We start from the raw sequence: 24,110 nt of genomic DNA, 5'->3' as shown, positions 1-24,110 counted from the left end.
CAGGCCGCCTGGTGAGGGTTTATCGTGAAAAGGGCCAGAGCACATTACCGAGCTTGCGGAAGACTCCACGTTTTGGCTCGCGTTCCGCCTCGATGATCTGCGCATAGCGGATCAGGCCGATGGCGGTGGTGAATTGGGGGTCCTTGAAATTCGCTTGTACGCCGCTGAGTTCCGGCGGCTCCGGACGGTAGATGTCCCGCTTGAAGATGTCGTGCGCCAATTCGCCGAATCCGCGCATCAGGCTGGTCCCCCCGGAGAGGAAAACGCCCGTGCCGATCCGCTCGACCGCTCCATCCGGCAAACGCCGCTGCAGCAGGCGCAAGGTTTCTTCGAGACGCTGGCGGATGATGTCGTTCAGCAACTGCCGCTTCACCTCGGCTTCGGCGAAGCCCTTCTCGTCCGCCACCTTGATCAGGCCCACCGAGCGCGCAGGATCCGCCGAGGCATCGCCTTCGCGGATCTTCAGGATCTCCGCCTTCGAGAAGGCCAGGCCGGTCACCAGGTGAATGTCGTTCGTGACGTGGTCACCACCCACCGGGATGCAGCCGGTCGCCTCCACCGCTCCATCCAGATACAGGACGTAGTCGGTGGTGCCGCCGCCGATATCGATCACCAGCGCACCACGCTCCTTCGATTCACGGTCGAGCGCCACCTGCGCGGAGGCGATCGGGGAAAACACCAGGTCATCGATATCAAGCGGCATCTCCCGCACGCATTTGATCTGGTTCTCGATCCGCGAGCGGATGCCGTGGATCACGTGGAAGTCCGCATCCACCGTCTTGCCGGAAAGCCCGATCGGCGTGGTCGCATGCTCGAAACCATCCACGCCATAGCGCCGGATGATGTGGTGCAGGTAGACATGGTCCGGCGGGATCGCCACCGCGCGGGCGATCTCCTTCGCCTCCTGCACGTGGGACGGCGCGATAACCGATTCGTCGTCCGGCAGGCGGAAGCTGCCACGGTTGTTCACGCCTTGGATGTGCGCGCCGGTGATCGCCAGATAGACGCTGCCGATCTCCACATCGCTCGCGTCCTCCGCCTTCACCAGCGCGTCCTTCACACAGGCGCGCACCTGTGGGAAATCGTAGATCTCCCCTTTCTTGACGCCGACCGACTTCGATTGGCCGACGCCAAGGATCTTGACGGAGCCATCCGACTTCACCTCGCCGACCACCATGCAGATCTTGCTGGTGCCGATTTCGAGGCCGACGTGGATTTTCGAGCGGGCCATGTACGTGATTAACGGTTGAGGAGGTCGTTGAGATCGCGGGCGCGCCGGTCCGGCACACCTGCGGGGGCGGGCTCGTCGATGAGAATCGCGCGGGGCACGCCGCCGCGCAGCTTCACCGGGATGTTTCGCTCGGGGATCAATTCGATCGAGGCAATCTGCTGCTCGCGTTCGCGGGCGTGATCCAAGGCGGATTTGAGATCCTTCATCTGCCGCTCGTGGTCACCCAGACCGAAGCAGGCCTCGGTCCCGTCGCGTGAAACCAGTTCCAGCGACCACTCGCGGCTCTGGCGGAGAAGATAGACCCAGGACTCCGCCACCGGGATTTCCCGGCAGGCCACCTGATACAAGCGCCGCAGACGATCATACTCCGGATGCACCACCGGCTTGCCGGGCACGAGCGGTTCACCGCCCTCGCTCAGTTGGATCAAAGGCAGCAGTTCCGCTTTGGCATGGAGCGCGGGCGGGCAATGGAAGACGATTCCCTGCCGATCCACCACCAAGCCCTTCTCAGGGTCGCGCGGCTGCACCTCCTGATTCGTGCTCGCCACCCAGAGGTAGGGCTCACGAGCAATCACCTCGACCACCAAGGTTCCGGGAAACTCCCTCCGCACCGATGCCGCCGATAGCTCCGGCAGCGCCCGCAGGGTCTCCTCGATCTTGCCCGCATCGCAATCGAAGAGGCTGCCGTTGATGTCGATGCCGGCCACCTTGATCAAGCGCCGCTCGTCGATCGCCGGATTCGGCGTCAGCTCGATCGCTTGCAGTTGGAATTCCTTGTTCTCTACAAGACCCTTCTGGATCAGCTCACGAATCCCCCACACCGCGGCCACCCCCAAGGTCACCAGCACTGCCACCTTCACGGTCTGGCGGCACGCCTTCAGGAAGCCGAACCACACGATGCGCGGCGACAGGACATTCACCTGCAAGCGGGTGAGCTCCTTGCTGTGACGGACACGGGTGGTGCGTTTCTTGAACATGGGGGCGAAGCGGGAAGGGTGATTACTTCGAACGGGCGGCCAGCGAGAGCTCGGCGATGCGCAGGCACAAGGCCGGGAAATCGATTCCGTGCGCTGCGGCGGACTTCGGCAGCAGGCTGGTCTCGGTCATGCCGGGGATGGTGTTCGCCTCCAGCACGAAAGGGTTGCCCGCGGCGTCCAGCAGCACGTCGACACGCGAGTAAACCTCCACGCCCAGCGAGCGATGCCCGGCCAGCGCGGCCTCTTGCACGCGTCGCGTGGTCTCGGCATCCAGATCAGCCGGGCAGTAGTAGTCGCTGCCGACCCCGCCGGACAGCCACGGATACTTGTTCGCCATGTCGTAGAAGCCATCGCGCGGTGCGATGTGGACGATCGGCATCGCCGCATCATCCAGGATCCCGACGGTCAGTTCCTTACCTTCGACGAAAGCCTCGACCAGGATGTCGTTGCCATACTTCGCCGCGGTTTCCATCGCCGGCAGCGCTTGGCTCTCTTCCTTCACGATGGTCACACCGACGCTCGATCCCTCGCGCGGCGGCTTCACCACGAAGGGCACGGGGATGGACGGCAAGCGCACGCCGCCTGACACATCCACGATCTCCGAAGCCGGCGTCGGCACACCCGCCGCCAGGAACTTCTCCTTCGCCAGATTCTTGTCGAAGGCGGTCTTGCTACTGGCCACGCCCGCACCGGTGTAAGGAATACCGCGGCTCTCCAGCAGGGACTGGAGCTGGCCGTCCTCACCGAAGGTTCCGTGAATCACGTTGTAGGCCAGCCCGGTGCCCTCCGGCAGTTCGAAGTCGGCATCCTTCACATCCACGCCCACGGCATTGCAGCCCGCAGCTTGAAGCGCCTTGAGCACGGCCTTCCCGGAAGCCAGCGAGACTTCGCGCTCGGAACCGGGACCGCCCATCAGGACGGCGATGAGGAGATTGTCGGGGATCATGGGGTCAGAAAGTGAAATCATCTTCCCCGAGCACCTTCACTTCGGTCTCGAGTTCGATTCCGCGGGTCTCGCGGGCCGAGGCCTTGATGCGCTCGATCATCGCAAGCACGTCGCTTGCCGTCGCACCACCGCCGTTGACGATGAAATTGCCGTGGACCTCGGAGACGCGGGCCTTGCCCTCGCCGCTCCCCTTCAGGCCCAGCTCGTCCACTAGCTTGCCCGCCGGCACTTCGGTGGGGTTCTTGAAAATACATCCGGCACTCGCCGCCACCGGTTGGGAGGCACGGCGCTTGGCACGCGAGGCATCCCAGCGTCCTTGAATCGCCTCCGCCGTGTCCGGCTTGCCTTCGAAGACCGCTTGCAGCGCGAAGTTCCGCCGCAGCTCTGGCACATCCCGGTAGTTCGAGACGATCGCCTCGCGCGAGCGCGTGCGAATCTCCCCGTCCTCATCGAGGAAGGTCACGCTCACCACCTGGTCGAAAGTCTCCGTGCCCATCGCGCCCGCATTCATCCGCAGCGCACCCCCTACGTTGCCGGGAATGCCTTCCATCCACTCAAAGCCGCCGATCCCCGCCGCTTGCGCGACGCTCGCCAGCTTCTTCAAGCGCACACCGGCACCCGCGATGATCTTGCCATCCTCCGCACGGCACTCCGTGAAGGCCCCGCCCGTCGGGTGGATCACCGCACCGCGGATCCCCCCGTCGCGCACCAGCAGGTTCGAACCGCGGCCGACCACGCGCATCGCGATACCGCGCTCGCGGCAGCAATTCACCACCGCCGCGAAGGCCTCGAAGCTGTGCGGCTCGATCCAATACTGCGCCGGGCCACCCACCAGCATCGTCGTGTGACGTCGCATCGGCTCGTAAAGCTTCGCATCGATGTCGGTGCGCGGGGCTTGGCCGATGATCTCCTCCAGCACCTTCAGATGCTGTGCGATCTTCGTGCCCGCCTCGTGAACGTTGCCCGCACCCAGCGTGATCAGCAGGTCACCCGGCTCCAGGAAATTGCCCACCGTGTGATGCGCCGTCGCCAAGCTGGGCAGCGATACCACGTGATCGCAGCCCAGCTTCTTCGCCGCCTGCACGATTGTATCGCCGCTGATCCCCGGGATTGGCGGCTCGCTCGCCGGATAGACGTCCGTGACGAAGACATGATCCGCCGCTTGCAGCACCTTCCCGAAGTCATCAGCCAACGCCTGCGTGCGGGTGTAGCGGTGTGGTTGGAAAAGCACCACCACGCGCCCCGGCTTCAGCGAGCGCGCCGTCTGCAGCGTTGCCGCCAGCTCCGTCGGGTGGTGACCGTAGTCATCGACGATCCGCACCCGCGAGGAGAGATACTTGGTCTCGAACCGGCGCTTCGCACCCGCGAAGGTATTCAAAGCCCGCGAAACCAAACGGAAGTCAGCCCCGAGCTGGTCCGCCGTGGCGATCGCCGCCAGCGCGTTCAGCACATTGTGTCGACCCGGAATCCCGAGTTCCACGTCGCCCAGCATCTCGCCGTTCTTCACCACCGTGAAAGCCGTCGCACCGCGCAGTTCGCGGATCTCCGCCGCCGTGTAATCCGCGCCGGACCAGCCATAGCTCACCGGCTGCGCCGACTTGCTCGCCACCTCCGTCGCCACCGCGCATTCCTTGCAGTAAACCACCGGACCGGAGGTTTGCTTCACCAGCGTGGCGAAGACCGCCTTGATCTCATCCAGATCCTTGTAGTGATCCAAATGCTCGGCCTCGATGTTCAGGATGATCGAGCAGGCCGGACGATACAGCGCCAATGTCCCGTCGCTCTCGTCACCTTCCGCGACCATCCACTCGCCGTCCTCGGACCACTTCGCGTTCGCACCCAGCACGGGAATTTCGGCACCCACGTAGTGGCTGGGCTGGAGCGCCGCTTCACGCAGCGCATGGGCCACCATCGAGGAGGTCGTCGTCTTGCCGTGCGTGCCGGATACCACGATGCCTTTCTTCGTGTGCAGGATCGCCGCCAAGCACTCGGCCCGGCGGATCACCGGAATCCCCGCCGCAACAGCTGCCGCATAGGCAGGATTCTCCGGGCGGATCGCGGAGGAGTACACCACCACATCCGCACCGCTCACCGCTTCCGCCGTGGGGGGAGAGGAAAAGATCAGCCCGAGCCGCTGCATGCGCTCGGTTTCCGCGGAGGTCACTTTGTCCGATCCGCTCACCCGGTGGCCCATGCCCAGCAGCAGCAGCGCCAGCCCGCTCATGCCCGAGCCCGCCACCCCGATCAGGTGGATGCGCAGTGGTCGGTCGCGGTCGGTGAGATTCAGATCGTTCATTTCCGGGAAAGGGTCGCTTCGATGGCGTCGCAAACGCGTGCGGCGGCATCCGGCACGGCGAGCGAACGGGCCGCTTGTGCCATGCGGTCGCGGGTTTGCAAGTCGCTCATCAGCGTCGTCACGCGCTCTGCCAGTTTTGCAGCATCAAGCGCCGCTTCCGGCTCCAAAAATGCGGCCCCGGCCTTGGCGAAAACCTCCGCATTCCGCGTCTGGTGGTCATCCGCGGCAAAGGGGAAAGGCACCAAGATCGAGGGCAGGCCCAGGAACGACAACTCCGTCATGCTCGAGGCGCCGGAGCGCGAGAGCACCGCATCCGCCACCGCATAGGCGGAGGGCATGTCATCGCAGAATCCCACCACCCGGTAGCCTTCCTTCGGCCCGACTTCCGCTTCCACCCGCTCTTGGTCGCCCGGTCCGGCGATGTGCAGCACCTGCGTCCCCGGCGGGAAGCTGTCGAAGGCTTGTGCGACCAAGGAATTCAGTCGCCGCGCGCCTTGGCTGCCGCCGGTCACCATCAGGGTCGGCTTGGTCGGATGCAGGCCGAATTTCGCCGCCGCCGTGTAGCGGTCCGGCAGATCACGCATCTCCGCACGCACCGGAGTGCCGGTGACCACTACCTCGCGCTGGCCGAAGTAGGCCCGCGCCGCCTCCCAACCGATGAAGGCTTTCGAGCAGAATCGGGCAGTCAGCCGGTTCGCTTTTCCGGGGAGCGCGTTCGAGTCATGGATGAAGGCAGGCAGGCCCGCTTTCTTCGCCGCCCAGGCTGGTGGCAGCGAAGTGAAGCCTCCCATTCCCAAGACCGCATCCGCCTTGAAATCCTTCAGAATCCCTTGGCAGCGGCCCATCGTCCGCCACAGCCGCCACACGAAGGGCAGCATCTTTGGCGAGAGGTTCGACGGCTTCCCCATCGCGGGCACCGTCTCAAATTGATACTGGGTGTATTTCCGCCGCGCCTCTTGGTCGATTTTCTTCTCCGAAACCAACAGGAGCACCCTCCCCCCGCGTGCTGTCCACTCCTCAGCCACGGCGAGCCCGGGGAACAGGTGCCCCCCCGTGCCGCCGCACGCGATCACCAAGGACGCATTGCCGCATGTACGTTGCATATTGCTGTGTCCCGAGACCCCCAGCCCTAGGCGTCGAGCGGCGACGACAAACAATGCAACAAATCTTAAATATCAGGCAATCCGAAAACCACCGGTTAGATCGAATGCGCCCCGCTCGTCGCCATCTCCTCCCGTAGCACCCGTCATCGCTCACCACCCACCCGCTGCGAATCGCACGGAAACCCTTCACCCGTCGGATTTTGCGAACGATACATCGACATTCCATTGCACCAGCAAGCAAGGAAGCAAACCAACAGAATCATAAATATTTCACTTATCCTTACCAAATTCACTTTTTACTCATTTACAAAGCCTTACATGAAATAAAAGCGAAAGACGCCAAACTGCCGAAAAAGAGAACCATAACTCACACACGCGATGGCGTTATGCGAATTAACTTGCCGAAACGCGGTCCGAGAGTGTTGGATCGCCCCGTTCCCAGCGAACATCCCGAGTCCGAAGCTCCCCCCGGCAGACGACAGAGGATCAAGAGACGAACCGACCACGGGAGCCCCCCAAATCCCGAGGCCGGTTCGCCGGAAACCGGCTCCTTTCCCCCCGATTGCGAGCCGGAAGATTTCCCCCGGTTAAGTGTGTGTGTTAGTGTGTGTTGTCAGCCGCCCGGCGGGTCAAATCCCCCGATCCGCCGGGCGGACTGCCACTAAACCCTCCGGGTTTTCAGAGGCTCCCGATCCAGGCAGCCTCACGGCTTGAAGACGAAGCTCAGATAGGTCGTAGCCGTTAGCTCCTCCACCCGCATTCGTCGCGGCTTGTCTTTCCCCGTCCAGCTTTCGAGGAACAGGAACTCCCTCCGTCCCGGGTGGTAGCCCACGATCACGGAAGCGTGCAGCGGGGCTTTCTCCCCCGGCCAACTTGCCCGTTCCTCCGCTCCCGCCGGATCCGGCAGAGTCGCCGAGGGATCCTTGCCGAAGTCCCGCATGAAGCGCGAATGCAACGCATTCCGCTCCGCCGAATAACGCCGCCACACGATCACCGGGAAGCCGTTCGATAGCGCCCGTGTCGCCGCGCCTGCGTCAAACTTCGTCGAGCGGTCCAGCCCGAAGCCCGCCTCTGCCGCCACGCTGTGGTAGAGCTTCACCATGTTCGCGCCATCGGCCCGGCCGGTGTTCTTAAACCCGCTCGCCACCGCCAGCCAGTCCTCGTCCAAATGCAGGCCGAAGTGCCGCGCCGCCATCGCCAGCGTGTTCAGGCCGCAGTAGGGCCGGTATCCTTGGGGAATCGGCTTCAGCCCCGGCAGGTGCACGGTTCCATCGCTCTCCCGCGCAACACCCTCCGCGAGCTTCGCAACCTTCTCACGCGGCTCCAATCTGGAGAGCGCCGGGTCCAGCCACTGGTCTGCCTTCTCGTCCGCATTCAGGATCGTCACCCGCAGCAGGCGGTTCTCTCCGGCCAGCAGGCGGATCCGCCGTCCGTCCTTCCGCCATTCCTCCACCGGGCTCCGCAAGCCCCGCGTCCTCCCGATCTCCACTTCCTCGGCTTCCTTCCCTCCGCAGGCCGCACCGATCGCCTCGCGCAGCGCCATCCGCGATTCGCCGTAGAGCTTGGTAAACTCCGCCTGCTTTTCCGCCAAACGTGCCGCCACCTCCTTGCGCATCTCCCGCCGGCTCAGGCCATCCGGCATCTCCTCGTCGAAGTAGCCGAAGTAGGAGCCCGCATCGACAAAAGTCGCTTCCAGCGCATCCAGCTTCCCCTCCCGCTTGATCGCCCGCAGCAGGATCAGATCCTGCCCGAACAGCTTCGGCCGGGCCCGCAGATGCGAAATCGTGGACGAAGCCACCCCGCCCTCCTCGTTCCACTCTCCCGGCAAGGACACGGACCCATCCCATATTCCCGCGCCGAGCACTTGCTCCGTCAGATCCTGCCCGTTCAGCGGGCTGTTGAAATTATCCAGCGGCCCGACAATCGAATTCGGCAGGGCCGAAGCGACGACAGGGAAGAGACACGCGAGAAGCAGGACCGCACGGTTCACCCTTTCACCCATACATCCTTACCGACGGAATCAAAGTCCGCTCTGAGATCCGGGTGGCGCCCCCCGTCCCACCCCTGGGCCAGGGGGCGCCTTGTCTGTTCGCTCTAGGAGCCACTCATGACCGCCACCCCATGCCATAGCCTTCATTAGAGAATCATGAGAAAGAGAACGGTTGCGCGGGAGGAAAGAAACCTGCTTCCCTGATCCTTTATGCGGCTGCTGGTGATCGAGGATCATGAGGCTCTGCGCGAGGGACTTTGCCAGTTTCTCCGCGAGGCCGGCTATCTCGTGGATAGCGAGTCCGGCGGTGACGAAGGGCTCTGGGCCGCACAAGGCAGTGAGTACGATCTCGTGCTCCTCGACCTGATGCTTCCGGGAATCGATGGCCTGTCGATCCTGCGACGGCTGAGGGCGCAGGGAAATCCGATCCACATACTCGTCATCAGCGCCCGCGATGGCTTGGATGACCGGCTCGAAGCACTCGACGCCGGAGCAGATGATTACCTCGTGAAACCCTTTCCGCTCTCGGAAGCACTCGCCCGGGTCCGGGCCATGCTACGGAGAAGCTTCGGCAAGAAGAGCCCCGTGATCCGGGAGGGCGATCTTGAAGTCGATCCGATGCGGCGCTCCGTGTCGCGAGCCGGCAGACCCATCGAACTCACTGCGCTAGAGTATCGTCTGCTGGAGTATCTCGCCTACCGCACCGGAGAGGTGGTCTCGCGAACCGAAATCTGGGAGCATGTCTTCGAAGACGGCAGCGGCGGCAGCAGCAATGCCGTGGACGTCTACGTGAGCTATCTGCGCAAGAAGCTGAACTACGAAGGCGCCCGAGAGTTGATCCACACTCGCCGCGGCCAAGGCTACATTCTGCAAGCCGACAAATCATGAGTGCCCCCTCGATCCGTCGCTCGCTTCTGATCCGCTGCGGCCTCGGGATCAGCCTTCTGCTCTGCCTTCTCTCCGCTAGCATCTACCTGCTGGTGGAAAAAAGTCTCTACGGGGAACTCGATGACTCGATCCAGCAGACCGCCGCGATACTCTCGAATCAGGTCGAGTTGGAAAACGACTCGATCACCTACGAATGGCAGGAAGGACTCGGCACGAACCAATCCCTCGTGGAGGGAGCACTCTTCCAATTCTGGAATGACGGCAATGGCTCGACCACCCGTTCCCCCGCGTTGAAGTGGCGGGATCTACCGAAGTTCTCCGGCGTGGATGGAGCCCCGCTGCTCAGGAACATCGTGCTTTCCGACGGACACCACGCTCGCGCCGTCGGACTGCGCGTTTACCCTTTCCTGCTCGAGGACGAAGCCGAAGCGATGAGGAAGCGAGGCACTTTGGTCGACCCCAAGTCCCTCCCGCAGACCTTGGTGGTTGCCCGCGATGTCGAACCTTCGCACCGCGCTCTCGAACGGCTTCGCTGGATCCTGATTGGCGGCAGCATCCTCACCCTCGGCCTCGGCTATCTGCTCATCGAGCGTGCCATCAAGGCCTCGCTCAAGCCGATCCACCAGCTCTCGGATCAGGTGCAAGACCGAGCGGAGCACCAGCTCGATCAGACACTCGCCATTCCCGAGGATCTGCCTGCCGAACTCACCGGCCTCGCCAGCAATTTCAACCTCTTGCTCTCGCGAGTGGCCATTATCCGCCAGCGCGAGAAGGATTTCATCCGGCATGCCGCCCACGAACTGCGAACCCCGATCGCCGGCTTACGTGCGACCACCGATCTCGCACTTTCCCAGAAGCGCGATGCCGATGCCTACGCCGCACACCTCGCAGCATGCCAGAAGTCTGCCATGGAGCTCGGCGAACTCGTGAAGCGGCTCTCCGCCCTCGCCCGCATCGGTCAGCCAGCCAGTCCCGCGGTGCTGGAAGCATTCGATACCACACCTCTGCTCAGGGAATGTTGGCAACCTTTCGCCACGCGCGCCGAGACTCTGGGAATCCCGACAACGGAACCAACATCGCAGCCGCTCCCGGTCATGGCAGATCCCGCATTGCTCCGGATCATCTTAAACAATCTCTTCGACAACGCGGTTTCCTACACCAGCGATCGTGGCCGAATCATGATCCGCTCTCTACGCGAGAATGGCACCGTCATGATCTCGGTCACCAATAGCGTCGATGATCCTCCTGACGATCTGGATCGCCTCTTCGAGCCTCTCTTCCGCCGCGAGAGTTCGCGACATGATGCCACCTCCCATCTCGGAATCGGCCTGACTTTAAGCCTCGAAGCCGCGCGCGCCATGGGCACCACGATCAGAGCCACCCAATTGGACGGTGAGATCTGTTTCACCCTCACTCTTCAGGAAGGACCGGGTCGAAACCGTAGCTCCTCATGAACTGGATCTTCTGGGCCATCCTCTCCGCTTGCTTCGCCGGACTTACCGCCGTCTTGGCGAAGGCAGGGATCGCCGGCGTCGATTCCAATCTCGCCACCGCGGTCCGGACGGTCGTGGTCTTGCTCTTCGCTTGGGCGGTAGCATGTGGGTTCTCCCGTCTAGCCGAGATCACCGGCTTTTCAAAGCAAACCTGGCTCTTCCTCATCCTCTCCGGAATCGCCACGGGCGCGTCATGGCTTTGTTACTTCCGGGCCCTCCAACTTGGTGAAGCATCCAAGGTCGCTCCGGTGGACAAGCTAGGCGTGGTCTTCGCCATCCTCTTCGCCGCGCTGTTTCTAAAAGAGAAACTCACTTGGCAGCACGCGGTGGGAGGAACACTCATCGTCGCCGGTGCCATCGTGATCGCTTGGCCCCGGAACTGACTCCGACTATTTCTACTCACTCACCGGATTCTCATGATCGCTCGTGCACGATCGCGGCCGAATGAGTTCACCGTCCGCGAAACGCCCATGGATTCCCCTCCTGCTCGGCTTCCTCCTCGCCAGCCGCTTCGCACTCCTAATTCTCGCCCCACATACCGATCCCTCCGAATCCCGCTACGCGGAGATCGCGCGAAAGATGGCGGAGACCGGTGATTGGATTACCCCTCAGTTCGACTACGGCATTCCCTTCTGGGCCAAGCCTCCCCTCTCGATCTGGATGTCCGCCGCCGGCATCGAGCTCTTCGGGGCAAACGAATTCGGCTCCCGCATCTTCATCTTCCTTGGCTCGCTCGTTGTCCTTGCGATGGTGGCGGACAGGGCCCGCCGCGAGTTCGGAGGCAAGTCCGGCTGGACCGCAGCTTTGATCCTCACCGGCATGCCCCTGTTCTTCTTCTGCTCGGCAGCAGTGATGACCGATGCCGCACTGCTTTTGGGCACCACGCTCTCGATGCTATGCTTCCGGGATGCCATGCTCGGCGGCTCGCGCGCCAAGGGTCTCGGCATCTTTGTCGGCTTTGCCATCGGCCTGCTAGCCAAAGGTCCGCTTGCGCTGGTCATCTCGATTCCCCCCATGCTCGGCTGGACGGTCCTCACCGGGCGCTGGCGTCAAGCATGGCACCGTCTCCCTTGGTTCAGCGGCACCTTGCTGATGCTCGCCCTTTCGCTTCCGTGGTATCTCGCCGCGGAGCAGAAGACTCCCGGCTTCCTCGAATACTTCCTGATCGGGGAGCATTGGAAGCGCTTCACCGTCCGCGGCTGGCAGGGTGATCTCTACGGCAATGCCCACCCGGTCTATCCCGGTATGATCTGGGTCTACCTTGTCCTCGGCTCATTCCCTTGGTGCCTCCCTCTTTTCCGCACCGTCCCCGCATCTTGGCAGACCTTCAAGCGCTGGTCGCTGGAGCACGATGCCCGCGGTATTTACTGGATCCTCTGGGCCACCTGGCCGGTCCTCTTCTTCACTCCGGCTCGCAACATCATCGCCACTTATCCGCTCCCGGCTCTTCCCGCACTCGCCTTGCTGCTCACGGACCTTGCCTGCGCCAGGAACCCCTCCCGACCCATTCATCCCGCCATCGCGATCGGTTCGATGTCACTCGTATCCTGGGCCTTGATCATCGGACTCTTTCTTCCAAACCTCTCGCCGAAACAATCCGAACGCGAGCTCGTGCGCCGCTTCGAGAAGGAGCACGTTCCCGGTGAAATCCTAGTCTACTACGGACCTCGTAAATACTCCGCCGAGTTCTACACCGCGGGCGGCGTGCGCCACACCGCCTCAGCCACGGAACTGGAGAACCTGCTCGAGGCCCCGGGCCGCTGCTTCGTCGCCTTGCCCTCCTACTGGATGCCCATGGTGCCGCCCCGCATCCAGCGCCGACTCCAACCCGTGCTCACCCGGCCGGACGGCCCTTCGCTCTACGTGAAACGCATGGATGCCCCGGAGCTCGGCCGCATCGATCTGTCCAAAACTCTACCCATCGGCAACTGAGATGCAGACCTCGACTGAATCCGCCACCACCACGATCACCGGCACCGTCCGGCCCTCGATCACCTGCGTCGTTCCCGCCTTCAACGAGGCGGACGGCATCGCAAGCTTCCTCAACGGGCTTTGCGCCCACCTCGCCGGAATCACCGAACACTACGACGTGATCGTTGTGGACGACGGCAGCTCCGACAGCACCGGCCTGGAAGTCATCGCCGCTTCCGGCGGTCTACCTGTCCGACTGCTTTCCCTGTCCCGCAACTTCGGCAAGGAAGCCGCCATCAGCGCCGGCCTCGACCAGGCGGGGGGCGAGGTCGTCGTCATTATCGATGCCGATTTCCAGCAACCCTTCGCCACCATCGACGAATTCATCAGGCAGTGGCAACAGGGCTACGACATGGTCTACGGCCTCCGCACCAATCGCGATACCGACCCTCCGATCCGCCGCTTCCTCAGCCGCAATTTCTATCGCCTGCTCAGCCGCTGGTCCTCCGTGGATATCCCCGCGGATGCCGGTGACTTCCGCCTACTCGACCGCCGCGTGGTCACCGCACTCAAAGATCTACCCGAGCGCAGCCGCTTCATGAAGGGGCTCTACAACTGGGTCGGCTTCCGCTCCGTCGCCGTTCCTTTCGTTTACGGCGAACGCCATGCCGGGAAGTCCAAGTTCAACTTTTCCCGCCTCTTTGACCTGGCCATGACCGGTCTCACTTCCTTCTCCGCCTACCCGCTGCGCCTTTGGCTGGGAGCAGGAGCCCTCGTCTCCAGCGGCTCCCTCGGCTACGCCGGGTTCATCATTATCCGCACCATGCGGCACGGCAGCAGCGTCCCCGGCTGGGCCTCGTTGGCGGTCGCCGTGACCTTCCTCGGTGGCGTGCAACTCCTCTCCATAGGCATCCTCGGGGAATATGTCGGCCGCATCTTCACGGAGGTGAAAGGCCGCCCGAACTACGTGATTGCTGAGCGCCACGGCTTCTCCGGCGAGAAGGACAAGTCGTGAGCCTGCTTCTTCAATCCATGCGCTTCGCTTGTGTCGGGGTGGCGGCGACTCTCGTGCATCTCGGGACTGTCGCCGTCCTCGTCCCCGCCGGACTCCCGCCCGCTCGGGCAAATATCGCCGCCTTCCTCCTCGCCTTCCAGGCCAGCTACTTCGGCCACCGTATCTGGACCTTCCGCCGGGAGGGCTCACCGCGCAGCTACGCCCGCATGCTCCTCCTCGCCTGCGCCAGCTTCGCTTTCAATCAGACCGCCTACCTGATCCTGATAGCTCATTCCCGGGCAGACTACCGCCTCAGCCTCGCAGTCGTGCTCCTCGTCCAAGCAGCAATCACCTTCTTCGCCGCCCGCGCTTGGGCCTTCGCGGCCACCCAGACCCCCACGGGTGATTGATTGCGAAAGACGTGGCATCACCCTTGCCGCCCGGCCCGCGAGCGTTTACACGCCCCGCATGCACGGATTTGCCTACCGCAACGGCTCGCTGCACTGCGAGGATGTCGATCTCCAGACCCTCGCCGGGGAGCACGGCACCCCTCTCTACGTCTACTCCGCGAACACCATCCGCGATCACTACCGCCGTCTCGATGCCGCCCTCGGCAAAATCGACCATGAGGTGGCCTACGCGGTGAAGGCGAATTCGAACCTCTCCGTCCTCAAGCTCCTCGTCGCCGAGAATGCCGGCTTCGACATCGTCTCCGGTGGCGAGCTCTTCCGCGTGATCCAAGCCGGCGGCGATCCCGGCAAGTGCACCTTCGCCGGGGTCGGCAAGACCCGTGCCGAAATCGAATACGCCCTGAAGCAGGGCATCTACTCCTTCAACGTCGAGAGCGAGGAGGAACTCCGCTACCTCAATGAAGTCGCCAGCGACCTCGGCGTGATCGCCCCCGCCGCCGTCCGCGTGAATCCGAATGTCGACGCGAAGACCCACAAGTACATCTCCACCGGCAAGTCGGAGAACAAGTTCGGCGTCGACTTCGACCTGATCACCGATCTCTACGCCCGCGCCGCCCGCGAGCTCGCTCACGTGAAGCTCCGCGGCCTCCAGATGCACATCGGCTCGCAGCTCACCTCCATCGCCCCCTTCATCGAGGCGGTCGAGAAGGTCGCCCCGCTCGCCACCCATCTCAAGAATACCCACGGCATCGAGTTCTGGTCCATCGGCGGCGGCATCGGCATCGTCTATCACGATTCCCTAGCTTCCGGAGCCGCCTCTTGGTGGTCTTCCAAGGATGAGGACAAGCGCCCCCTCACCATCGCCGAATACGGTGAGGCCCTCGTCCCGCGCCTTGAGAACATCGGCCTCAAGATCCTGCTCGAGCCCGGCCGCTACATCGTCGGAAATGCCGGCGTCCTCCTCACCCGCTGCCTCTACGAGAAGCACGGCAAGGCCAAGACCTTCAAGGTCGTCGATGCCGGCATGAACGACCTCATCCGCCCGGCCCTTTACGAAGGCCACCACGAGATCGAGCCGCTCAAGCAACCCGGCGAAGCCCGCCGCAAGGTCGATGTCGTCGGCCCCATCTGCGAAAGCGGCGACTTCTTCTGCCAGGACCGCGAGCTCGCCGACTTCCAGCCCGGAGAACTGGTCGCCCTCATGAGCACCGGTGCCTACGGCTTCACCATGGCCTCGAACTACAACTCCCGCCCGCTCCCCGCCGAGATCCTCGTCGATGGAAGCGCCGCGAAGGTGGTGCGCAAGCGCCAGACCCTCGAGGACCTGATCGCGGGCGAAGTCTGATCCGCACCGGAGCGGAACCGCATTTCATGGGCCATCCGGCGATCTCCGCCGGATGGCCTTATTCTTTACCCCGCACTGGCGATACGGCACACCCGCCAAAGCCCCGTCTTTTCCGCGCTTGGCGCACCTCATTCCCGCGAGCAGCCTCTCGCCAGCTTGCGCCACTACGTCCAACTTCACCTGCTTGTCCTGCTGATCGCCACCACCGCGATTCTAGGCAAGCTGATCACCCTGCCGGCGGCAGGCTTGGTCATGTGGCGCACCGCTCTCGCCGCGATCGGTGCCGCGCTCTGGGTCGCCCTGATCCGCCGCAAGTCCGTCTGGCCCGGCAAGCGCATGGCCGCCACCCTCGTTGGCATCGGCCTCATCGTCGGCGTGCACTGGGTCTCCTTCTTCGCCGCCATCAAGCTGGCGAATATCTCGATCTGCCTTGCCGGCCTTGCCACGGTCTCGCTCTTCACCGCCTTCACTGAACCCCTCATCGAGAAGCGCCGGGTCCGCCCCTTCGAGGTTCTCCTTGGCCTCCTGGTCCTTGTCGGCATTGCCCTCGTCGCCGGCTTCGAGCGCGGCCGCTTGCTCGGCCTCGCGGTCGCCATGCTCAGCGCCCTCCTCGCCGCGATCTTCCCGGTCCTCAATCGCAAGCTCGTCATGACCGGCGGCGATCCCCTCACCATGGTCGCATGGGAGATGGTCGGCGCCTGCACCGCCGCACTCGCCCTGTTGCCCCTCTTCAGCGACGACCAACCGATCCTCGCTTGGCAAGGCCTCGACTGGCTCTGGATCCTCCTCCTCGCATGGGTCTGCACCGTCTTCGCCCACGCCTTCCACATCCATCTCCTCCGGCACATCAGCGCCTACACCATGAACCTCGCGCTGAACTTCGAGCCCGTTTACGGCATCCTCGCCGCGGCCCTCCTCTTCCACGAGCATAAGCAGGTCACACCCTTCTTCTACCTCGGCATGGGCACCATCCTCGTGGCGAATCTCGCCCACGTCCTCGTCATGCGCCGCGTCATCGCCAGGGCATAGACAAGCTCTCGATCGACAAGTCCCTCCCCCCTCAAAAAAATCCCCGACCCGACAAACGCCGGATCGGGGACTCGATAATCAGCTGCCGGATCAATCCACCAGACGGAAGAACACCTTCGAAGTCTGCGGGATCTGCGTCAGATCCGCCACGTTGCCCGTGAAGGTCGTCGTGCCTCCCGGCTGCGCCGCGAAGTTCTCGTTCAGATCGTGCCAGGTCGTCAGGTCGGCCGAGTACTGGATGTGGTAGTTCGCGCCATCCTGCGAGGCCCAGCTGAAGCTGAATGCTCCACCCGCACCGATCGTGAAGCCACCCAGCGAGGACGGCAGGGTCGGCACCACCGGCTGTGCGGCCAGGCCAAGCCCGCCCGATGCCGTATGCCCGATAATCCGCCAGCCCGTGCTGTCCGCATCATTCGTGAAGTCGCCAGCCACGGCATACACCTCGAAGTGAGCTTCGCCGCCACCTTCGTAGTAGGCGAATTCCAGATCATACTCGCCAGCCGGCAGGTTGATCACCGCACGGGCATTGTTGCTGCCCGTCAGGCGATACACCGTGTTCGTCTGCGCCGAGTCGATTGTCGCCGCTCCCGAAACGCGCTGGAAGCCGTTCGGTGCTCCCACCACGCGCAGCGCGAAGCCGTCGTCCGAGGAGATGCCGAAGGTGTAGTTGCCCGCAGTCGGGATCACGATCCGCGAGGTCGCGATCGCCGCCACGTTGTCCACCAGTCCGGTAGCACCCAGATACTGGCGTTCCGCTGGCACCTGATAGGCCGCAGTGGCATTCGTCGCATGGAAGAGACCGCTCACCCAGGTGCCTTCGATCTGACCGTCCGGCACGAAGTTCCGGAAGTTCAGGAACTGATAGACCCCGGTATTCTTCGGCGTGGCCGGATTCAGGATCACGGGGTAAGCCGCTTCAAGGTTACCAATGCCCGTTCCCGGATAGTAGAAGCGCGTCGACCAATACGTCGCCGGAGCGGGCGGGAGATCGTCGAACAGATTGTTCGGCAGGATCGGAGCCGCCACCGGGATTCCGGGAGCCGTATCGTTCCCCAGCAGTCGCCACGCGGAGGTCGCGTTGCGCGTGGTGAAGTTCCCGGGAGCCCATGCGACTTCCAGCGAGGCCCCGCCGGCCTGCTCCACCTGCACCACCTCCACCGTATAGGTCCCCGCGGCGGGCACCCGATAGACACCGTAGGTCACATCGCTCGAGGACGCGGAGTTGAGGAAGGCCGAGGGATCGAGCGGATCGATACCGCTGCCGTTGTTCATCGGACCCGCATGATTAATCAGGTAGGCACCTCCCAGGATCCGGAAGGCGAAGCCATCGTCAGCGGATACACCGAAGCTATAGTCGCCCGCAGCCGGCGCCACGAACTCGTAGCGACCCACCGTGACAAACTGGTTGTCATCGGCCCCGGCCACCACCGTCTCCATCGGGAACGGCGTGTTGTTGCGGAAGATACCGTCGTAGCCGGCGTTCTGCGGATCGCGGAAGTTCACCACCGGCGCAGCGGCGTTGGTGATCGTCGCGGCACCGGGATTGGCGATCATGTTGAAGGCCGAGCGCAGGTCCGGCACGTTGGCACCACCGTGATAGTTCCGCACGCTCCAGTTGCCACCCGTCGGAGCCGGCAGATCGAGCGGAGCCGCCGGGAAGAAGGGCGTGTCGCTTTCGCCACCCACCAGCGTCCACTTGCCACCCGTCGGATCATCCGTGTGATCGCCCTTGGCCCACGAGACTTCGGCGTAGGAACCGCCGGTGCCCTCGAACCACAGGAAGTCGATGTCGTATTCACCCACCGGCAGATTGATCGTGCCACGCGTGTTCGAATCTCCGGTGCCGTTCAGGAAGGCGATGGTCGACGAGTCCGAGCCATCGATCAGGCCCAGCCCTGCTACCTTTGAGAAGCTCCCGCCGTTGACCCGCAGCGCGAAGCCATCATCGCTATGCACGCGGAAGGTGTAGTCGCCTGCTTCCGTGATCGAGATCTTGGTCCGGCCGAGCCCCACCATATTGTCATCGTTCCCGGCTACGCCCGTGGCATAGGCCCGGTCGCGCTTGAAGAAACCGCGGCCGCCGTAGTCCACGTCATCGGACATGTTGAAGTACGGGGCGATGTAATCGTTCGGCGTTCCCGGAGGAGTCGCGGCGATCGACAATGCCGAATTGTAGGGTGGCGTACCGGTGACGGTTCCACCCCGGATCTCGCGGATATCCCATTGGTTGAGATAGGGCTCGTTCGTCAGGTAGAACTCCTCCGGCAGCAGCGGCGTCGTCAGCACGGCCGATGAGCCGACCTCGCGGTTGAGCTGGTCGGTCGCATTGATCAGGAACGGCACCGTATAGTTCGGCGGAAACGGCGTCGGCGGCACGTAGGTGATCGTCGTGACACCCCCGGACTTCGTCACCGAGTTGGGAGTAACTTGGGCTCCATCGATTTCCAGATAGGTGACACGGGCAGGCGTGACCACCGAGTTCGTGCCGTAGTCACTGATCTGGAAGACGAATCCATCGTGATTCACCTTCGCAGTGGTCAGCGCGGCCACCTCCACCGGGAAGGTCTCCAGCGTCACGTTGTCGAAGTGGTGCACCTGGTTCTGGCCACCGGTGCGCGCGCCAAACACCAGACGTCCCGCGCTTGGAACAAAGCTGGTTTCGAGCTGATCAACCACCTTGACCCCCTTCCACCAGATATCGAGACGCCCGTTCGAGGGATTCAGGGCCACTTCAAAGCGGCCCCATCCGAGGGCTGCCACACGCTCTGCCGCGGTGCCGGCAATCAAGGGTCCGGTCTGGAGCGAGTTCGCGTAGCCGGGATCCGTGGACGCCCGATTGAGATTGGGCAGAGGGACCTGCAGCAGCAGCTGGTCATCCACACGCACGCTGATGCCGATCACGTCTTCACCACCGCTGAAGTACGCGTCGAAGCCGATGCCCAATCCGGTGCGGGTTCCTTCCTCATGCCGGTCCGCTTCCGTGTGACCCACGTTGTTCGTTCCCGCATAGGGGGTTCCGGTGGTGATCACCGTGTCATTGTAGATCTCGTCCTTGCGCGCGAAATTGATGCTGAACCCGTCCGCCGGATTCGTGCCACCGCCACCGATCCGGCAATCGATCCCGAAGTTGAAGCCCGCCACCTTGAATCCCGGTTCGAAATCCGGGAAGACAATGGTCGATCGGATGCTTCCTACGGCATCGGTCAACTTCAGATAGCCGGAGTTGCTTACGCCACCGGTCGCGATCCAACCGGGACGGTTGACGTTGCCCACCGCTTGGTTCGAGAACGCGGTTAGCCTTTGGTTCACAGGCACGGACGTCGCAAAGGGATCCGCGCTGAAGTCGTTGGTATACGTGCCGGCATGGACGGGGACCACGAGGGCGGCGAGTGCTACCATGCAGGCACGGGTCTGCGGCACTGCCCGGAATCGGGAGTATATCATGGGTTCTTGAGTTAGGGGTATGTCTACTTGGGCGCGAGATACCCGGAGACGGGGCCTCCGACATTACTCACCCAAGCTTGGGTTGGTCTGTTTTGGTCAGGAAGCGGGAGCCTTGGAGCCCTCGCATATCCAGCGGTAGACCTTGGAAACTTGGACGAAAGAATCAAGGATTCGTTGCTCTAACGGATCAATAAATTCCCGCATTTACACCGCGCCCACACAACTCCGCAGGCAACGCCACAACCCTAACCCGTTGATTACGCAGCCTGAGCCTAGAAGCTGTCAGATTTTCTCATCTCATTTCAAAAATGCGCAGCCGCCCTCAACAATCGCTCTTGGGCGCCGGCATTGAAGCCTGAGTCTCAATCCGGAAACACGATCGCCCGGTGCCCGTCGATGATCGTCCGGTCATGGACGTGGTAGCGGATCCCCCGCGCCAGCGCGATACGCTCGCAATTCCGGCCCAGTCGCACCAAGTCGTTCGGTGCGTGGAAGTGCTGCACCCGCTCCACCTCCTGCTCGATGATCGGACCCGCATCCAGATCCGCAGTGACATAGTGACAGGTCGCCCCGATCAGCTTCACCCCGCGCTCGTATGCCTGCTTGTAGGGGTTGGCCCCGATGAAGGCAGGCAGGAAGCTGTGATGGATATTGATCAAGCGCCCCGCAAAATCCCGGCAGAAGTCATCCGGCAGGATCTGCATGAAGCGTGCAAGTACCGCCAGCTCCACATCCTCGTCCGCCAGGATCTTCCGGATCTCAGCGAAGCCTTCTGCCTTCCGGTCTCCATCCATCTCCACCAGATGGAAAGGAATCCCCGCCCGCTCCGCGATTGAGCGGCAGGTATCGCGGTTCCCGATGATCGAAGTGATCTCCACCGGCATCTCGCCGATCTCCGCGCGCCACAGGATTTCGTTCAGGCAGTGGTCGGTCTTCGTCACCAGCACCGCCGTGCGCATCTTGTAGGGCAGGCGGCGGAAGTGCCACACCGCCTTCATGGACCGCCCGAGAGTCCCGAAGCCCTCGATGAAATCCTCCGGGTCCACATCCAGCTCACCGGTCTCGATCTCCAGCCTCGCGAAGAAGCGCAGCGAGAGCTTGTCCGTGAACTGCGCGAACTCGATCAGGTTCCCCCGGTGCCCCGCCACATAGCTCGCGATCTTCGCGACGATCCCGGCTTGGTCGGGGCAGCTCAGCTTCAGGATCAATCCGGGACGGGCCATGCGCCGCGGATTCAGACGCCCGACCGGCCTCATGGCAAGGCGGGAGCCTGCCCTCCGGCCCAGCGGTTTCCGCCTTTTCTCCTCTTTCCAGTGGTGTGCGTTACTCCGCTGCCCATTCTCTCAGCACGTGACCGGACCCGCACCCGCCGCCTCTGCCGATGAGCTCCTCACCCTTGCCAAGGTCGCGTGGCGGAATAATGCCCGCTGCATCGGGCGTCTCTTCTGGAATACATTGGAGTTCCTCGACGCCCGCTCCGCCACGACTTCGGACGAGATCTTCGAAGCCTGCGTGGAGCACCTCCGCTTCTCCACCAACCACGGTAAGATCCGCTCCGCCGTTACCCTTTTCTCCCCGGCTGAAGCGGACGGCAGCGGCCCCCGCATCTGGAATCGTCAGTTGATCCGCTACGCCGGATACCGCCTGGCCGATGGCTCGATCCTCGGAGACCCGGAGCAAGCCGCCTTTACGGAACGCGTTATCGCCCTCGGTTGGAAACCGCCTTCCGTCCCCGGTCGCTTCGATCTCCTTCCCCTCGTCGTCCAGCTCCCGGGGAAAGATCCTGTCCTTTATTCTCTGCCTGCAAATGCCGTTCTCGAGGTTTTAATCAGCCATCCGGACTTACCATGGTTCGCAGACCTCGGCCTGAAGTGGCATGCCGTCCCGGTCATCTCGGACATGGCTCTGGTCGGACACGGCCATCACTTCACTGCCGCACCCTTCAGCGGCTACTACATGGGCACGGAAATCGCCTCCCGTAATTTTGGCGATGAAACCCGCTACAATCTCCTGCCACTCATCGCGGAGAAGATGAATCTCGATCGCGAGGCGAGACGGATGCTTTGGAAGGATCGCGCCTTGGTCGAGCTGAACACCGCGGTCATCCATTCGTTCCGCGAGGCGGGAGTCGCGATCGTCGATCACCACACCGCCTCCCTCCAGTTCATGCAGCACCTCCGGAACGAGGAAGCCTGCGGGCGGGATGTGCCTGGTGATTGGTCGTGGTTGGTCCCGCCCATGTCCGGCTCCGCCTGCCCGGTCTTCCATCGCTACTATAGCGACTCGCGCCCCGAGCCCGCCTTCATCGAACAGGCGCCGGCTTGGTAAGTGCTGCCGCCTTTCCTGCTGGATCGGAGCCGTCTTTCCGAGGGACTGAAAAATTTCGTGTCCGCTTTCATCGCCGACACAACAGTCCATCTCAGAAAATGGACGATCTTTCCGATGCCGAACTGCTGGTGAAGTGGCTGGAGCAGCGCTCCGAGCAAGCCTTTGCCCTGCTCGTCAGGAGGTACGCCGGACTGGTTTATCACGCAGCGCTCCGCGTCGGCCGCGATGCCAATCTCGCCACCGAGGCCTCCCAACTCACTTTCATCACCCTCGCCCGCAAGGCCGGCACCCTTGCCTGCCGCGACTCTCTCGCCGGCTGGCTTCACGTCACCGGAGCCATGCAGGCCCGCAATCTTCTTCAACTCGCGAAGCGCGAGAACCGCAAGCGCGACGAACTGGGCCAGCATCTTGATGCCGTGAACTCCGAGGACAACCCGCAGACAATCTGGAAACCCTTGGAGCCGGTTCTCGATGAAGCGCTCGCCGCGCTTTCTCATGCGGACCGCCATACCATCCTCCTGCGTCATTATCGCTCCCTGAGCATCCGCGAGATCGCCACCGCACTATCCATCAGCGTCGATGCCGCCCAGAAGCGCCTGGACCGCGCCATTGAACGGCTCCGCCTCCAACTCACGCGCCGCGGCTGCGCTCCGGCTGCCGGACTAGCGGCAGGCCTCACCCACGGCCTCGCCTCGAACGCCGAAGCGAGTCTCGCCACCGCCAACTCCCTTTCCGCCTCCATCACTACCGCGCTGCGAGCCACACCGGCATCATCCACTTTCACTTTACCCGCTCTCCTTATGTCGAAAAAGCCAGCCATCATTCTTGCCACCTTGGCTCTGCTCATCGCTACCTCATCCTTCTTCCTACAGACCCGGCATCCCGCTCTGCTTACGAGCCAAACTGCCGGACCATCCCCAACCACCGGCAATTTCCAAACTACTTCCTCCTCCATCGGCTCCGAGACTCAAAAGACTTTGGATCGTCTCGTCGCCACTTACGGCGAAGATCGTACCAAACGCTCCCGGGATCTCGCCGGACTGGTGATTAACCGGGCCGATGTGGCGCACCAACTCTTCACCCGCTTCTATCAAGCCTACGATAGCAAGATCGGATTGAGCTCCGTACCACTGCGGAGATCTTTCGAACTTTCCGCTGAGCAAACGACGGCAGCCGACCAGGTCGTGCGCGACTTCCTTCAGCGCCAACTGGCAGCCGAGAAACAAGGGCTGGAGGAGATCACCCGCAAACCTCTGCCCTTGGTTGAACTACTGCTGGCAAGCGACGCCTGCTCCCGCGGCGCTCTTCCTGAGAATGACTACATCGCCATCCGGGCACGCCTCGCCGACAAAGTCAGGGTGATCGGCGACCCCATCGATAAAAGCGGCCGTTCCTTCAGCATGGGAGTCAGCAGCGCGCCCCAGACCGATGCCGCTTTCATCTCGCAGTTCCGCGCGCTTCTCACTCCCGAGCAACTGACCGCCTTCAATGAAGACCTTAAGACCTTCGAAGAAGCCCGGGCCCGCAATCCGGATGACTCGACTTTCGCCACCTTTGACCCCACCGATCTCGATCTTCTCATTAAGGAAACCGAGGCGACCCTCAAGCTCATCCAAGGCCTCTCCGCCGCCCAAGAAGGCGGCCACGACTTCCTCGATGACGAGTGAGATATGAATCCATCGTAGCGGAAGCACTCTCGTGCTTCCGGCTGCGCGACTCCAACAG

Annotated in this window: 18 protein-coding genes; 10 read left to right on the top strand and 8 right to left on the bottom strand. The window is 63.0% G+C overall.

Annotated features, from left to right (window positions below; translation table 11 throughout):
- Nucleotides 1–19 precede the first annotated feature (19 nt).
- From ftsA to OJ996_RS16430, 6 genes are all read right to left on the bottom strand, one after another.
- Nucleotides 20–1,231 carry a cell division protein FtsA gene (gene ftsA / locus OJ996_RS16455; protein WP_264514720.1) on the bottom strand — a complete coding sequence of 404 codons (1,212 nt, stop codon included), beginning with the start codon at nt 1,229–1,231 and terminating at the stop codon, nt 20–22.
- An 8-nt stretch (nt 1,232–1,239) separates the two neighbouring features.
- Complete coding sequence (locus OJ996_RS16450; protein ID WP_264514719.1) at nt 1,240–2,208, bottom strand: cell division protein FtsQ/DivIB; 969 nt, start codon at nt 2,206–2,208, stop codon at nt 1,240–1,242.
- 22 nt (nt 2,209–2,230) lie between these two features.
- Nucleotides 2,231–3,154, bottom strand: a complete 924-nt coding sequence (locus tag OJ996_RS16445; RefSeq protein WP_264514718.1) for a D-alanine--D-alanine ligase — start codon at nt 3,152–3,154, stop codon at nt 2,231–2,233.
- A 4-nt stretch (nt 3,155–3,158) separates the two neighbouring features.
- Nucleotides 3,159–5,450 (bottom strand): UDP-N-acetylmuramate--L-alanine ligase, encoded by a 2,292-nt coding sequence (gene murC, locus OJ996_RS16440; protein ID WP_264514717.1) that lies wholly within the window; start codon nt 5,448–5,450, stop codon nt 3,159–3,161.
- The gene (murG, locus tag OJ996_RS16435; protein WP_264514716.1) at nt 5,447–6,553 is read right to left on the bottom strand and encodes an undecaprenyldiphospho-muramoylpentapeptide beta-N-acetylglucosaminyltransferase; all 1,107 of its coding nucleotides are present in this window, start codon (nt 6,551–6,553) and stop codon (nt 5,447–5,449) included. Before murG ends, murC begins: the two co-directional genes overlap by 4 nt.
- A 703-nt stretch (nt 6,554–7,256) precedes the next feature.
- On the bottom strand, nt 7,257–8,543 hold the full coding sequence (locus OJ996_RS16430; protein ID WP_264514715.1) for a C39 family peptidase: 1,287 nt from the start codon (nt 8,541–8,543) through the stop codon (nt 7,257–7,259).
- A 210-nt stretch (nt 8,544–8,753) separates the two neighbouring features.
- On the opposite strand from OJ996_RS16430, the gene OJ996_RS16425 reads away from it, so the two are divergent.
- The 8 genes from OJ996_RS16425 to OJ996_RS16390 all read left to right on the top strand — a co-directional run bounded on the left by OJ996_RS16425 (nt 8,754) and on the right by OJ996_RS16390 (nt 16,613).
- Nucleotides 8,754–9,431, top strand: coding sequence for a response regulator transcription factor (locus OJ996_RS16425; RefSeq protein WP_264514714.1), 678 nt, complete (start codon nt 8,754–8,756; stop codon nt 9,429–9,431).
- Nucleotides 9,428–10,885: an ATP-binding protein gene (locus OJ996_RS16420; RefSeq protein WP_264514713.1), complete on the top strand. Its 1,458-nt coding sequence runs from the start codon at nt 9,428–9,430 to the stop codon at nt 10,883–10,885. Before OJ996_RS16425 ends, OJ996_RS16420 begins: the two co-directional genes overlap by 4 nt.
- Nucleotides 10,882–11,307, top strand: a complete 426-nt coding sequence (locus tag OJ996_RS16415) for an EamA family transporter (RefSeq protein WP_264514712.1) — start codon at nt 10,882–10,884, stop codon at nt 11,305–11,307. Before OJ996_RS16420 ends, OJ996_RS16415 begins: the two co-directional genes overlap by 4 nt.
- 61 nt (nt 11,308–11,368) lie before the next feature.
- On the top strand, nt 11,369–12,856 hold the full coding sequence (locus OJ996_RS16410; protein WP_264514711.1) for an ArnT family glycosyltransferase: 1,488 nt from the start codon (nt 11,369–11,371) through the stop codon (nt 12,854–12,856).
- Between the two features lies 1 nt (nt 12,857).
- Entirely contained in the window at nt 12,858–13,850 is a 993-nt protein-coding gene (locus tag OJ996_RS16405) for a glycosyltransferase family 2 protein (protein ID WP_264514710.1), read from the top strand.
- The gene (locus tag OJ996_RS16400; protein ID WP_264514709.1) at nt 13,847–14,239 is read left to right on the top strand and encodes a GtrA family protein; all 393 of its coding nucleotides are present in this window, start codon (nt 13,847–13,849) and stop codon (nt 14,237–14,239) included. The genes OJ996_RS16405 and OJ996_RS16400 overlap by 4 nt, the downstream gene beginning before the upstream one ends.
- A 58-nt stretch (nt 14,240–14,297) precedes the next feature.
- Entirely contained in the window at nt 14,298–15,584 is a 1,287-nt protein-coding gene (gene lysA / locus OJ996_RS16395) for a diaminopimelate decarboxylase (RefSeq protein WP_264514708.1), read from the top strand.
- Nucleotides 15,585–15,740: 156 nt separating this feature from the next.
- On the top strand, nt 15,741–16,613 hold the full coding sequence (locus OJ996_RS16390; RefSeq protein ID WP_264514707.1) for a DMT family transporter: 873 nt from the start codon (nt 15,741–15,743) through the stop codon (nt 16,611–16,613).
- A gap of 90 nt (nt 16,614–16,703) precedes the next feature.
- Here OJ996_RS16390 and OJ996_RS16385 read toward each other — a convergent pair whose 3' ends face one another.
- A complete protein-coding gene (locus tag OJ996_RS16385) occupies nt 16,704–20,057 on the bottom strand; it encodes a hypothetical protein (RefSeq protein WP_264514706.1) in 3,354 nt (1,117 codons plus the stop codon).
- Nucleotides 20,058–20,419: 362 nt separating this feature from the next.
- Nucleotides 20,420–21,280, bottom strand: coding sequence for a formyltetrahydrofolate deformylase (gene purU / locus OJ996_RS16380; protein WP_264514705.1), 861 nt, complete (start codon nt 21,278–21,280; stop codon nt 20,420–20,422).
- A gap of 127 nt (nt 21,281–21,407) precedes the next feature.
- Between purU and OJ996_RS16375 the strand changes: the two genes are divergently transcribed.
- A complete protein-coding gene (locus OJ996_RS16375; RefSeq protein WP_264514704.1) occupies nt 21,408–22,385 on the top strand; it encodes a nitric oxide synthase oxygenase in 978 nt (325 codons plus the stop codon).
- A 98-nt stretch (nt 22,386–22,483) separates the two neighbouring features.
- A complete protein-coding gene (locus tag OJ996_RS16370) occupies nt 22,484–24,052 on the top strand; it encodes an RNA polymerase sigma factor (protein ID WP_264514703.1) in 1,569 nt (522 codons plus the stop codon).
- Nucleotides 24,053–24,110 lie beyond the last annotated feature (58 nt).

The organism is Luteolibacter rhizosphaerae (assembly GCF_025950095.1).
GTDB lineage: Bacteria > Verrucomicrobiota > Verrucomicrobiia > Verrucomicrobiales > Akkermansiaceae > Haloferula > Haloferula rhizosphaerae.
Note: the sequence above shows the minus strand (reverse complement) of the source record. Positions and strands in the feature narration are given on the sequence as shown.

Coding starts and splice junctions, on each gene's coding strand:
- OJ996_RS16445 (WP_264514718.1), bottom strand. CDS start 3,154: ATGATCCCCGACAATCTCCTCATCGCCGTCCTGATGGGCGGTCCCGGT.
- OJ996_RS16420 (WP_264514713.1), top strand. CDS start 9,428: ATGAGTGCCCCCTCGATCCGTCGCTCGCTTCTGATCCGCTGCGGCCTC.
- OJ996_RS16405 (WP_264514710.1), top strand. CDS start 12,858: ATGCAGACCTCGACTGAATCCGCCACCACCACGATCACCGGCACCGTC.
- OJ996_RS16370 (WP_264514703.1), top strand. CDS start 22,484: ATGGACGATCTTTCCGATGCCGAACTGCTGGTGAAGTGGCTGGAGCAG.
- OJ996_RS16425 (WP_264514714.1), top strand. CDS start 8,754: ATGCGGCTGCTGGTGATCGAGGATCATGAGGCTCTGCGCGAGGGACTT.
- purU (WP_264514705.1), bottom strand. CDS start 21,280: ATGGCCCGTCCCGGATTGATCCTGAAGCTGAGCTGCCCCGACCAAGCC.
- lysA (WP_264514708.1), top strand. CDS start 14,298: ATGCACGGATTTGCCTACCGCAACGGCTCGCTGCACTGCGAGGATGTC.
- OJ996_RS16410 (WP_264514711.1), top strand. CDS start 11,369: ATGAGTTCACCGTCCGCGAAACGCCCATGGATTCCCCTCCTGCTCGGC.
- OJ996_RS16385 (WP_264514706.1), bottom strand. CDS start 20,057: ATGATATACTCCCGATTCCGGGCAGTGCCGCAGACCCGTGCCTGCATG.
- OJ996_RS16450 (WP_264514719.1), bottom strand. CDS start 2,208: ATGTTCAAGAAACGCACCACCCGTGTCCGTCACAGCAAGGAGCTCACC.
- murC (WP_264514717.1), bottom strand. CDS start 5,450: ATGAACGATCTGAATCTCACCGACCGCGACCGACCACTGCGCATCCAC.
- ftsA (WP_264514720.1), bottom strand. CDS start 1,231: ATGGCCCGCTCGAAAATCCACGTCGGCCTCGAAATCGGCACCAGCAAG.
- murG (WP_264514716.1), bottom strand. CDS start 6,553: ATGCAACGTACATGCGGCAATGCGTCCTTGGTGATCGCGTGCGGCGGC.
- OJ996_RS16415 (WP_264514712.1), top strand. CDS start 10,882: ATGAACTGGATCTTCTGGGCCATCCTCTCCGCTTGCTTCGCCGGACTT.